At 44.6% G+C, this 12,090-nt stretch carries 14 protein-coding genes and 1 tRNA gene; 5 read left to right on the plus strand and 10 right to left on the minus strand.

Features of this window, described 5'->3' with window-relative positions; genetic code table 11:
• Window positions 1-296: 296 nt before the first annotated feature.
• The 5 genes from JJQ88_RS21210 to JJQ88_RS04390 all read right to left on the minus strand — a co-directional run bounded on the left by JJQ88_RS21210 (window position 297) and on the right by JJQ88_RS04390 (window position 2,716).
• A complete protein-coding gene (locus tag JJQ88_RS21210; RefSeq protein ID WP_246860935.1) occupies window positions 297-566 on the minus strand; it encodes a site-specific integrase in 270 nt (89 codons plus the stop codon).
• Entirely contained in the window at window positions 557-1,105 is a 549-nt protein-coding gene (locus tag JJQ88_RS04375; RefSeq protein WP_246860936.1) for a tyrosine-type recombinase/integrase, read from the minus strand. The genes JJQ88_RS21210 and JJQ88_RS04375 overlap by 10 nt, the downstream gene beginning before the upstream one ends.
• Before the next feature lie 123 nt (window positions 1,106-1,228).
• Window positions 1,229-1,301, minus strand: a tRNA-Val gene (locus JJQ88_RS04380).
• Window positions 1,302-1,440: 139 nt separating this feature from the next.
• Window positions 1,441-2,013 (minus strand): hypothetical protein, encoded by a 573-nt coding sequence (locus tag JJQ88_RS04385; protein WP_210364528.1) that lies wholly within the window; start codon window positions 2,011-2,013, stop codon window positions 1,441-1,443.
• 70 nt (window positions 2,014-2,083) lie between these two features.
• On the minus strand, window positions 2,084-2,716 hold the full coding sequence (locus tag JJQ88_RS04390; protein ID WP_210364529.1) for an NUDIX hydrolase: 633 nt from the start codon (window positions 2,714-2,716) through the stop codon (window positions 2,084-2,086).
• Window positions 2,717-2,840: 124 nt separating this feature from the next.
• Between JJQ88_RS04390 and JJQ88_RS04395 the strand changes: the two genes are divergently transcribed.
• Entirely contained in the window at window positions 2,841-3,062 is a 222-nt protein-coding gene (locus JJQ88_RS04395) for a hypothetical protein (RefSeq protein ID WP_210364530.1), read from the plus strand.
• A gap of 35 nt (window positions 3,063-3,097) precedes the next feature.
• Here the strand turns inward: JJQ88_RS04395 and JJQ88_RS04400 are convergent, their stop codons facing one another.
• The 3 genes from JJQ88_RS04400 to JJQ88_RS04410 form a co-directional block, all read right to left on the minus strand.
• Window positions 3,098-5,056: a TRAP transporter permease gene (locus JJQ88_RS04400; RefSeq protein ID WP_210364531.1), complete on the minus strand. Its 1,959-nt coding sequence runs from the start codon at window positions 5,054-5,056 to the stop codon at window positions 3,098-3,100.
• Complete coding sequence (locus JJQ88_RS04405; protein ID WP_210364532.1) at window positions 5,043-5,579, minus strand: DUF1850 domain-containing protein; 537 nt, start codon at window positions 5,577-5,579, stop codon at window positions 5,043-5,045. The genes JJQ88_RS04400 and JJQ88_RS04405 overlap by 14 nt, the downstream gene beginning before the upstream one ends.
• 160 nt (window positions 5,580-5,739) lie before the next feature.
• Window positions 5,740-6,735: a TAXI family TRAP transporter solute-binding subunit gene (locus tag JJQ88_RS04410; RefSeq protein ID WP_210364533.1), complete on the minus strand. Its 996-nt coding sequence runs from the start codon at window positions 6,733-6,735 to the stop codon at window positions 5,740-5,742.
• 201 nt (window positions 6,736-6,936) lie between these two features.
• On the opposite strand from JJQ88_RS04410, the gene JJQ88_RS04415 reads away from it, so the two are divergent.
• The 3 genes from JJQ88_RS04415 (at window position 6,937) to JJQ88_RS04425 (ending at window position 8,782) form a co-directional block, all read left to right on the plus strand.
• On the plus strand, window positions 6,937-7,662 hold the full coding sequence (locus JJQ88_RS04415; RefSeq protein WP_210364534.1) for an alpha/beta hydrolase: 726 nt from the start codon (window positions 6,937-6,939) through the stop codon (window positions 7,660-7,662).
• Window positions 7,663-7,843: 181 nt separating this feature from the next.
• A complete protein-coding gene (locus tag JJQ88_RS04420; protein WP_210364535.1) occupies window positions 7,844-8,353 on the plus strand; it encodes a YjcG family protein in 510 nt (169 codons plus the stop codon).
• Window positions 8,354-8,359: 6 nt separating this feature from the next.
• Entirely contained in the window at window positions 8,360-8,782 is a 423-nt protein-coding gene (locus JJQ88_RS04425) for a GNAT family N-acetyltransferase (RefSeq protein ID WP_210364536.1), read from the plus strand.
• 182 nt (window positions 8,783-8,964) lie between these two features.
• Here the strand turns inward: JJQ88_RS04425 and JJQ88_RS04430 are convergent, their stop codons facing one another.
• On the minus strand, window positions 8,965-9,252 hold the full coding sequence (locus tag JJQ88_RS04430; RefSeq protein WP_210364537.1) for a hypothetical protein: 288 nt from the start codon (window positions 9,250-9,252) through the stop codon (window positions 8,965-8,967).
• Window positions 9,253-9,418: 166 nt separating this feature from the next.
• Here JJQ88_RS04430 and JJQ88_RS04435 point away from each other — a divergent pair, with 166 nt between their 5' ends.
• Window positions 9,419-11,740, plus strand: coding sequence for a UvrD-helicase domain-containing protein (locus JJQ88_RS04435; protein WP_210364538.1), 2,322 nt, complete (start codon window positions 9,419-9,421; stop codon window positions 11,738-11,740).
• A gap of 17 nt (window positions 11,741-11,757) precedes the next feature.
• Here JJQ88_RS04435 and spoVIF read toward each other — a convergent pair whose 3' ends face one another.
• The gene (gene spoVIF / locus JJQ88_RS04440) at window positions 11,758-12,012 is read right to left on the minus strand and encodes a sporulation-specific transcription regulator SpoVIF (RefSeq protein WP_210364778.1); all 255 of its coding nucleotides are present in this window, start codon (window positions 12,010-12,012) and stop codon (window positions 11,758-11,760) included.
• Between the last annotated feature and the right edge of the window lie 78 nt (window positions 12,013-12,090).

Genomic DNA, 12,090 nt, shown 5'->3' on the forward strand with positions numbered 1-12,090 from the left:
TCAAAGGATAGGACGCTTGGTTGGGGATGCCAATGGATGGCTGGCTAGAATTGTCCGGCCCATTGTAAATATTAATTGCCGTATATGTACCACTTTCGGAATATGATAGATATCCCTTAATTGCACATCTCCATGCCGCCCCTGGAGGCTATCCTCTTGCAGAAGGTGGAAATGCTCCTGCATTTGTAAAAGATAACCTTGCACCTAGAGACAATTACCTTGAAATTTTTGCGAATATCGCAAGTGTTACAAATACAGCCCAATATTCTACAGCATTTTGACCTACTGCGAAATCTTTACAAACGTTGTACTGCAAAGGTACTCATTCCTGCATGTATGCAACGCTGACAAAAAGAGTGGCGGAACGTGTGAGCCGATAATCGAACATCTTTGAAATCCATTATTCTTGATAATCGTTTAAAAATGTTCTTCACTGCGTCAGGTGTTAAAGGTTCACTATTACGATTAGTAAAGATATTTTCATTAAGGTTCTCTTTACCGAAGTATTGTTCACAAAAAGTTTTGTATGCAGATAATTCCTTGACTACTTTTTCAGTTACTGGCATAGTTTCACGTTTTCGATTTTTCCAAAAACTGAGAGATTATGATTCAGAAAATCCACATCTGACCATTCTAGTGCTGTCATTTCGGACAATCTGATTCCAGTGCCAATTAAAATGACGATAATCGAATGATGCCGATAGGCATAAAATGCTTTCTCACGTTGTTTTATTCTTCTGTAATAGTTGAGCATTTGCTTAATGTGATAATCAGTGAAAACGTCAATTTTAATATCCTCTTTTGCCTTTTGAATCTTCTTAGCAGGATTATTAGTTATGACCTCACATTCAAGCATGTAATTAAAAAATGCTCTAATCCGTTGGAGTTTGGAATTAGTAGTTGTAGCGTTATTTCCTTTTTTCTGATAATGAAGGATAAATTTTTTAATGTGGTTAGGAGTTACATCTTCAACATTTACAACTTCATTTTCTGTTAGGAAGTCATGAAGTTGACCAATCATTAATCTGTAACTCTCTAAGGTGTTGGGGGTAACATTTTTAAACTCACGGTCATCTAAAAAATCTTGAACAGCAAACTTTAACAACACAAAAAGCCACCTCACATTTTTTTGTGAAGTGGCTTCAAGGTGTCGTAACAGATTTAGCAACGACCATAACATTTTCATGTTAGTATAAAGTTGGATAAACCCTTGATACGACTTAAAGGATGATTCCGACTGGGTTCGAACCAGCGACCTCTACCCTGTCAAGGTAGCGCTCTCCCAGCTGAGCTACGGAATCGAAAGGATGTTTGTCCTTTTCTGTGAGGACATTTATAAATATATAATGAAATGAATGCAATGTCAATATAATTTTTCACTCAATGATTCAAGCTGGCAAGAAACTTGGTTCAGCCCTACCCAGAAAAGTGCTAAAAACCTTATTTTTTTAATGTTCTTCGTTTCAACTTGATTCCTATGAACAGCACAAACGCAAGTCCTGAACCTGCTGCAATGATTTTATTCATGGTGGACATTTTTTTCTCATCTTCTATTTGATAAACAGGCTCCTTTGCTGCTGAATTGAGGAACTTTTGGTAAAAGGCTTTATCGGCGCCGTTCGCCACTCCCTCTCTTACCTGGATCATTCCGTTGGGGCCGCCAACTGGAACAAGGAAATCTGTTTCCGGGCTCCTTTGCAGGAACAACAGGAATTTTCCGTCTTCTTCCTGGGATTCAACTGCCCAGCTTACGTCAAAACGATCAATCCCTGCGATGATTGTTTCGTTTGCAGACCCCCTGAATACTTTTTCAACCTTGAACTCGTATCCGGCGAAAATCTCTTTGCTCTCCTCCAGCTTGCTTTTAAAATCATATTTGCCCAATACGATGATTTCTGCACGATTGCTGACTTCCTGTGGGTCCAGTTGAACCCAACTCGTTGCCAAAGCAGAACATGCAAAAAAACTGAGTGCGTAACTGAAGGCCGCCATCATGAAAAGGGATTTGTTCACTTGAATTCCTCCTTTTCAGATTTGACGGTACTTTCCTCGAATTGTTACGGAAGAGTGCAAATCGTTTTCCTTAAATTTTTTCCTCGAGATCCTGTTCCATTGCTTTTATTACCTTTTTGATATAAGCATCTTCATGTGGAACAAAATTGCCTTTGGACACGCTCATTGACCGATGTTCTTTTCTTCCGGCAGGACCTGTTTGGAATCCTTCCACGGTTATTTCCTCCCGTTCCCCAGTCCAAAGCTCGCCAAATTCCCCGATCTTTGCCCTGACTATACCTGAAACTTCTTCTTCCTGGAGATTGTATCTGTTTAGGGGGACATGCTGTTTATATAAATAAACATGGCATAGTTCACGATCTATGAAGTTTGGACTCACGAGCGTATCCTTGATTATCCCAAGGCGAGACAGGCTTTCGATTGGAAGATCGATCCCCAGCTCTTCCTGAACTTCACGCAATCCATCCAGAGCGCTTTCATCCGCCAGGAGATGGCCGGCTGCCGTGATGTCCAGCAAGGAAGGATAATCCTGCTTTTCTGCACTGCGAATTTGGAACAGGACGTAATTTTCGTGAGAATCCCTTTCAATGAACCAGCAATGAAAAGTCTCATGCCAATGGCCAGCCTGATGTACTTCAGAGCGGAATGCAGTTCCCATTTCTATTCCTTGATCATCAAAAATCTTCAGTAATTCACTCTCCATCTAACAGCCTCCTGACGTTCATGATTTAATGGCCTAACACTTTTGGAACATTCGTTCTTATTATATTGAATAAAGAACGAATGTTCGGGTATAATGAAAATATAAGAACAGGGGGTGAAGATCAGTGACAAATCTTCTTAAAAAGTCTCTTAACGAAAACATGCCTGTCGAAATGATCTACCTTGCAAATGACAGCCATATAACCCATCGAAGAATCGTGGTAAAAGAAATGCATGGCCGGTATTTTAAAGCCTTTTGCTTCCTGAGGAATGGCACGCGCCTCTTCAAGCTGGAAAACGTCCTTTCTGTCATGCCTGACAGACGTAAATACCTAAGGACAAGTTAAAAAGGAGCCTCCGGGAACCGAAGACTCCTTATCATTTAGCTGGCTGTATTTGAAATGGGCTTATCCTCCCGTTTGATCATAAGCTGCAAGGCGACGAGCAATACGAAAGATCCAAGTCCGATGATGTCTGTCATTTTTTCAGGATAAATCAGCAGCAAACCGCTGACAACCCCAATGATTCTCTCATACCAGAAAAGCCTTCTCAGCCAGTAGCCAATGATGCCGGCTCCAATCAGCAGCATGCCAGCAAGTGCGGTAAAGACAATCCAAATCAAGTAATACCATGTTGTATCAATCATCAGCAATTCCGGCGACAGGACGAACATGTATGGGATGATGAACGCCGCAATCGCCAATTTGGCTGAATTGACCCCGGTCCTGACAGGCTCGCCTCCGGATACACCGGCCGCCGCGAACGCTGCAAGCGCGACCGGAGGAGTGATATCCGCAATGATTCCAAAGTAGAAGACGAATAAATGTGCGGATAGGTCTGGCACTCCAAGCAAGATGATCGCTGGAGCAGCAATTGTCGATGTAATGACATAGTTGGCAGTCGTTGGGGATCCCATTCCAAGGATCAGCGCAGCGACCATCGTGAGCATCAATGTTGGAAGCAGCAACCCCCCGGATAAATCAAGCAGGCCATTTGCAAGCTTAAGGCCGAGGCCGGTCTTTGTGACTACACCGACAATGATACCCGCAGCTGCCGTAGCAGCAGCCACACCAAGCGCAGTCCGGGCTCCGTCCACGAGGGCGTTGATCATATCCTTGAAACCGATTCTCGTTTCCTTGCTGATCGCGCTTACGACAATGGTTGAAAGAATCGACCACAGGGCAGCCCTCATGATGCTCATCCCGCTTACCATCAGGATGATGACGATCAAGATTGGCAGCAACAAGTAAATCTTCTTAAGAACCTCTTTCCTGTCAGGCATCTCCTCATCAGTCAGTCCGCGCAGCCCTACACGCTTCGCCTCGAAGTGGGTCATGATCCAGATTCCTGTAAAATAAAGCAAAGCAGGGATTGCCGCGGATTTGGCGATATCCCAATAGGTGATGCCTCCGCCGATGAATTCAACCATCAAGAAAGCAGCAGCCCCCATGATCGGTGGCATCAGCTGTCCGCCTGTCGACGCGGCAGCCTCGACCGCGCCAGCGAATTCCTTGCGGTAACCAAGCTTTTTCATCATCGGAATGGTAAAAGATCCCGATGTCACCACGTTCGCAACCGAGCTTCCGCTGATCGTCCCTTGCAGGGCACTGGAAAAAATCGCCACTTTCGCTGGGCCGCCTGTCCTTTTCCCAGCTATTGACACAGCGAGATCGTTGAAATATTGCCCTACTCCCGTCTTGACCAGGAAGGCCCCGAAAAGCAGGAACAGGAAGATGAACGTTGAAGAAACCCCGAGCGGAGTACCAAGAATCCCTTCTGTTGTGAAGAACATGGTCTGGACAAGGCTTTCCAGATTGAGTCCGCGGTGTGCCAGGAAGCCAGGCATATACGGACCGTACAAAGCATATGCCATGAACAATGCAGCAATGATCGTGATTGGCAATCCAACCGTCCTTCTTGTTGCTTCAAGGACCAGGAGGATGGCCGCCAAGCCTACATAAAAATCCTGAGGTGTCAACCGGCCAACGCGGTTAACAAGCTCATCGATCATCACCGGCCAATATGCCCCGATGACTACGGCTGCAATGGCAAGAAGCAAATCATACCAGGCAACCGTCCTTTTCCTCAAATTCTTTTTTGCTGCCGGGAATAGCAGGAAGATTAGCGCGAGCGCGAATCCCAGGTGAATGGAACGCTGAAGCTGCGCTGTCAGAATGCCAAAGATTGATGTATACAGCTGGAAAACTGAAAAGGCCAGAAGCCCAAAGAAAACAATCCAGCCCATCACTCCATCCAGTTTTCTTGTTGCCGCTTCCGGATCATACTTTTCCAGAAGCTCTTGCTGTTTTTCCTGCGATAGTGTCTCCTCACTTTTCGTCAAGGATATTCACTCCTTCCATTTGTTGTAGAAGATTCATTTTTTTTATCAAGACCCTTACCCTTGTGCCTGGCTCAATCGCATTTGCCAAGGGATAGGATGAATTATCCAAAACAAGGGTGTGATTCGCCCTGACCTTGCCAACCCGAAGGTCAAATTGCTCAAACTCCCTGTTCATATTCTCTAAATAATACTTTCCATCCCTGGTTTCAAACTTCTCTCCCTCAGCTGGTTCGGAAGGCATGCCGATCGCAAAATCCTCGTACTCCAGTTCATATTGGCGGATATGGCCCTGCCCGGTCACTTCATAGCTTTCAAGGACATCCGAGAGGTGGATGGAATGCTTGTATTTTATTTTGAATCGTTCACCTGCTGCAATCGGAGCATAACAAAGTATCTTATTCTGTTCCGGCTGCAGAAATACAAGTGCTTGCTTATATGGAATGAGTAACGAAAGGATGATTGCCAAGAGAAGAATAGAAGGCAGCAGAATGGAAATCATGATCTTTTTCCTTATTTTTTTCATTTTTCCAGCCTCGCCTGTCCAAATTATACAGTAAAAAAAGACCGGCTGTCCCTTCGGTCTACTCCGCCCCGAGAATCGGGCGGTTGAAAGAATTGATTCAAAATATGAATTGACCGGGCACAATCCTTCTTCGGGACTGTGTCCGGTCATGGTCTATCGTTTACTCGGCTGCTTTGATCCCTTTTTCATCAAAGTATTTCTGTGCGCCAGGGTGTACATCGATGCCGACACCGTTCAGGGCATTTTCAGGTTTGATTTGCTTCGCTTTCGCATGCTGTACTTTGTCGAGGTTCTCAAAAATAGACTTTGTGATATCATAAACAACCTCGTCACTTAAATCTGATTTTACAACAAGCATCGCCTGGACGGCAACAGTTGGAACTGTTGAACCAAGCTTATATGTTCCGGATGGGACTTCATCCTTCGTGTAATAAGGGTATTTTTCAATCAACGCATCCGCTTTGTCTGCCTCTACAGGGACAATGAAAACCTTTTCGGTAGCAGAAAGCTCCTCAACTGCAGCAGTAGGCGCTCCAGCTGTTACGAAAGCAGCATCGATTGTTCCGTCTTTGATTCCGGTTACAGACTCATCGAAGCTTAGATCCTGCTTCTTGATGTCCTTAAGTTTCATGCCATGTACTTCAAGAATCTGCTCCGCATTTGCGGCTGTACCAGATCCTGGAGCCCCGATTGAGACTTTCTTGCCTTTCAGGTCTTCAACGGACTTAATGCCGGATTTTTCAGTTGTGACGATTTGGATTGTTTCCGGATACAGGGTGCCGATCGCCTTAATGTTGTCGATCGCATTGCCTTCAAACATCAATTTTCCTTCAGTGGCATAGGAAGCAATATCTGTTTGGGTGAAGGCGATTTCTCCTTTTTCATCTTTGATGCTCTGCATATTTTCAGCTGACGCTCCAGTTGTTTCGGCGTTGGTTTCGATTCCTGTAGCATCGGAGACGATTTTTGCGAAAGATCCGCCCAATGGGAAATAAGTACCGCCTGTCCCACCAGTGAGAATACTCATGAACTTTGGCTTTTCTCCGCCCTTCCCGCCATCACCTTTTCCGTCCTCTTCCTTTCCGCCGCATGCGGCAAGGACCATGGAAAGCGCTAACATAAGAATGGTCACGAGAAGAAAACTTTTTCTTTTCATTTAATTTCCCCCTTTAAATTCATAAAATGTTCTTTTCAATATTATCATAATTCTTCACACAATTGTCAAACATGTTACTAAATTCTTATTATCACTATTTTCCTCTTGTTTTTCAGGATAGGTGGGAAAAGCTTTTTCGATCTACATATGCTAAAATCATCTTGAAATTGCAACAAGACTGATGATTTGGAGGTTTTTACAATGGAATTCCCTATGGGCAAGATTCAGGAAATTACACTGCAGAGCAAGGCGCTTGGGGAAGAAGTCACCATGCTAGTCTATCTGCCGGCAACATTTTCTCCTCTATATAAGTATTCGCTGCTGATCGCGCAGGATGGGCGCGACTATTTCCAGCTCGGACGGATTGGGCGGGTGGCAGATGAACTATTAGGCAAAAAAGAAATTGAAAATCTCATCATTGTTGGCATTCCTTACGATTCTGTTGAAGACAGATGGAAAAAATACCACCCAAAAGGTGAGAAGCACCAAGCCTATATCCGCTTCCTGGCACATGAATTGGCACCGTACCTTGATGCCGAATTCCCTACTTATCAGATGGGGATGGGAAGGGCTTTGATCGGGGATTCCCTCGCAGCGACTGTTTCCCTGCTTGCCGCATTGCAGTATCCCCATACCTTTGGAAAAGTCCTGCTTCAATCACCTTACGTGAATGAGCAGGTCATTGAAGCTGTTGAGAGCTTCGGCCAGCCAGGATTATTGAATATTTACCATACTGTCGGAAAAAAAGAGACCAACGTGAAGACCTCATCCTCCAAGCAAAAGGACTTCCTTGCACCTAACAGGGAGCTTTCAAGCCTTCTCAAGAGCAAGGATTATCCCTACTTTTATGATGAATTTGACGGAGACCATACATGGACCCACTGGCAGCCGGACTTAAAGCGGGCGATCAGGATGATGTTTTCCTGAGGATGGGGGATATACTAAAAAAGCCTTAGGCCATTCGAACTTCACAGAAATTTCGAAATATACCCATATGCTTCTTTATATTATATATTTTGAAAATTTGTTATAATGAATCGTAAATCAAGGACTCAGGTAATTTTATTGTTTTGATATTGACTAATTTAATTGAAACGGGGGTATTTAGATGAAATTCGGAATCGTCATTTTTCCGTCAAAGAAAGTCCAGGACTACGCAAATTCCTTAAGAAGGCGCTACGACCCGCATTACGCGCTGATTCCGCCGCATTTGACTTTGAAAGATCCATTTGAAGCAACAGAAGAAGAAGTCAAGGATATCACAAAAAAGATTGCCACCATCGCAAAGAATTTCCACCCTATCGACATTAATATCAAGAAAATCGGTTCCTTCAAACCAGTCAATAATGTCATCTATTTGAAGGTCGACTCTCCAGAAGAACTGGAAAAACTCCACAATGAACTAAGCACTGCATTCGATGGAGAACAAGAATACAACTTTGTTCCGCATATTACCCTAGGGCAGAAAATGTCCGATGACGAGCATTCAGATGTATACAGTTCATTAAGGATGACAAAAGTCGACTTTGAGCAGACTGCTGACCGGATCCATCTGCTTTACCAGCTGGAAAACGGCTCATGGACCGTTTATGAAACATTTCACCTTGGAAAGGAATAGTCAATCGTGGAAGTAAGAATCGTTAGCACTGAACAAGAACGGGAAGATGCGTTCGATGTCCGGCGGATTGTCTTCATCGGCGAACAGGATGTGCCAGAGGAAGAAGAAATCGATGAATATGAAGATGACGCCGTCCACTTCGTCCTCTATGACGGTGAAAAGCCTGCCGGAGCAGGGCGCTTCCGCATTTTGGAGGGCATCGGGAAAGTCGAGCGGATATGTGTCTTGAAAAGTAACCGGAAATCGGGCGCGGGTGTTGCCATCATGAAAAAAATCGAGGACTACGCAAAAGAACAGGGAGTCTCGGTCCTTAAACTCAATGCCCAGACTCATGCCATTCCTTTTTACAGCAAACTTGGATATGAAACGGTTTCTGAAGAATTCCTCGATGCTGGCATCCCGCATAAAACGATGAAAAAATCGATTTGAACCATAAGGAAAGCTCCTTCCGACAACCAGGAAGGAGCTTATTCTATTTGCGCGGCTCTGCAGCCGTACCAAAGGCTGGGTGATTTGCGGGCTCATACCGCAGCCTTCATGCTAAAAAGCATTATCTTTCCTTATTCCAGAGTGTCCACCCTTTTCAACAATAAAAAAGCACTACAGCCATTTTAGATGGTCTCGCTGTAGTACTTTCCTTTTCCCGTGATTTCAGCATAAGCTTTGCTGACAACCAGCGGATTCACTTTTCTTTTATAAACACGGTGATCCCTGACTAAGCCAAAATCCTGCGCGGCCTTTTGCATCCGGGCAGCAGTTTGCTCCTGCTCCCTTTGTACAGGGTCTTCTTTGCGAATCCTTGAAATCCTGCCGATGTGGAAGGGATCGTAATCTGCTCCCACATCACGCTCGGCATATTGTATATATTGATAATTGGTTACCGGAAGAATATATCCCATTTTGCACTCCCCCAAGTACAGTAATAATAGGCGCTCTCATTAAAAACTTCTGATTCTTTTCCACTTTTATGTCCGTATCAAACCTATTTTTTTACCTTTTTTTAAAATTTTTATTCTGATATGATTAAGATTATGTAATTTTTGCTTTGAAATGAGGAAAACGGAAATGATGACGGCAAAATACCACAAACAGTTGATCAGCCTTCAACGATACAATCGTGAGGATTTCCAAAAGCTCTATGATGATGGAAAAAAAGGCATGCTTGCTTGCCCGGTATGCGGAGAGCATGTCCGCCTCTACCTTGGCATTATGGGCAAGCCTCATTTCTATCATCACTTATCAAACAAAGAAGACTGCAGTGGAAACACCGGTGACTCCCTTCAGCCTGCTACTCCAGAAGAAAAAGATGAATTCATTGAACGGAATGGGTTTCGGATTCCAAAGTCGAGGGCAATCACAGGAGAAAAGGAAAAAGAAGAGGGATTCATGGCACCGAAGGAAATAAGCATTCCTTTCCCTTTTTCCCCTGTTCCCCCCTCAAAGCCCGGGCTAACAGTCGATTACCTGAAACAGCTGAAAGAAGCAGGCATCCAGTTTGACGGGAACCAGGAGCAGGCGGTTGTCAGCACCGCAGGCCCGTTGCTGATCCTGGCAGGGGCAGGAAGCGGGAAAACTCGGGTGCTTACCGCCAGGACTGCCTTCATGCTGGAAGAAAAAAAGATAGCTCCTGACTCGATCATGCTCGTCACTTTCACGGCGAAAGCAGCGGCTGAAATGAAAAACCGGATCAGCCGGTATCCTGGTATGTCTGCCAGACGGACAAACCAGTTAGTTGCTGGTACATTCCACAGCATTTTTTATCGTATCCTGATTTTCCACGAACGTGAAAAGTGGTCATCGGACAGGCTTTTGAAAAAAGACTGGCAGCGGGAGCATATATTGAAGGAAGCAGGCAGGAAATTGCAGTTGGACGAGAAAGAGTTCGCTTATGACCTTGCCCTCCAGCAAATAGGTCTGTGGAAAAATACGATGGTATTGCCGGCTGGAGTCGAGCCTGCATCCCAGTGGGAAGAAAAAGTCGCATTGCTTTATAAAGATTATGAATCCACAAAGGAAAAACAGCGCCTGTTTGATTTCGATGATATGCTCCTTAGCTGCTATGAACTTTTCAAGGAACAACCCGCAATACTCGAAAACTACCAGAACCGCTTCCAATATTTCCTGATCGATGAATTCCAGGATGTCAATAAAGTACAATATGAAATCGTGAAGATGCTTTCAGAGCAAAACCGCAATGTCTGTGCTGTAGGAGATGACGACCAATCCATCTATTCCTTCCGGGGCAGTGATCCTTCCTACTTATTCAAGTTCAAGGAAGATTACAAGAATACGGAAGTGATCATCCTGAACCAAAACTATCGTTCACCGCATGAAATTGTCGAGACAGCAAACACAGTGATATCCGCTAATCTCATCCGCCATGATAAAGAGATGAAAGCCCAATTTTCCGGTGAATGCCCGCCGATCCTCTTCCACCCTTATGATGAAGAAGAGGAGGCAACCATGATTGTTACGGATATCCAGGAACGGATTGCCGCTGGAGCAAAACCAGGCGATTTCGCGATCCTGTTCCGGACCAATACGGCTAGCAGGGCTGTGTTCGAACGGCTTGCCAATTCCAGCCTTCCTTTTAGGCTGGACCAGGATGCCGATTCGTTTTATGAACGCTTCATGGTCAGAGGGATACTCGCTTTCCTGCGCTTGAGCCTCAACCAGGATGACACGGATGCGATCAGGAATATCCTGCCTTCGTTGTTTTTAAAACAAACCGTGTTCCGGGACCTTCAGGCGAACAGCATCCTTCAGGACTGCTCAATGCTCGAAGCCCTGGCATATGTACAGACTGGGTTTGCCTTCCAGGAGCAAAAGCTGAAAAGACTGGTTCCGGTCATCCGGTCTTTATCCTCTCTCTCCCCGGCAGCAGCAATCGAAACGATAGAGAAGGATCTTGGCTTCCAGGATTTCATTAAAAAGCGAGGAAATGAAGGAAATAAGCTTGAAAGAGGATCAGATGATCTCCGCGATTTGAAAGTGGCTGCAAGGAATTTCAAAACCGTAGCAGATTTCATCGAACATGCTGACCATATGGCCGCGATGAATAAAGAAATCAAGCGAAGCAGCAAGAATGCCTTGGATGCCATTACCCTAAGCACAATCCACCGTGCAAAAGGGCTGGAATACGAAAATGTCTACATACTGGGTACCGTAGACGGCAGCATTCCCCATGACTATGCTCTGGAATCCTCCCGCAATGGGGACCATTCGCAACTGGAAGAAGAGCGTAGGCTCCTTTATGTAGCCGTAACTCGCGCACAGCGTAATCTTTTTATTTCAATCCCGCAAAAAAGACGCGGAAGGAAGGCGAACCCTTCCCGTTTCCTTGCCAGATTGCAAAAGAAGATCACAAAGCAGGACCTGGAGTTTTAATCCAGGTCCTGACTGCGTTATTTCTTATTGATCATTTTAGAAATCTGGTTAAAATCAAGCTGTTTCCCATCTTTAATGATGGACTCGACAATTTTGTCTTCCATTTCTTTTTTCACAGGCTTATTCGCAAGTTTGGAAACGCGGCGAATCACGCCTCTTACAGTTTCTTCATCTTTGAAATTCGCATTCTGCAGGGAGTTCGCCAGTTCAAATACATCTTTCATGTTGACGCCCGTCTTTTTTTCTATGTTCTTGAAAAAGTTATTATCCATATCGGTCATCATGCCTCCTTGATAAACTACTCTATAGTATGTAGGAAGCTTGAAATGGTGAAAACTTAGGTGTTTCAA

Origin of the sequence: Bacillus sp. REN3 (assembly GCF_017912555.1) — a bacterium.
In the GTDB taxonomy this organism is placed as follows: domain Bacteria; phylum Bacillota; class Bacilli; order Bacillales; family Cytobacillaceae; genus Mesobacillus.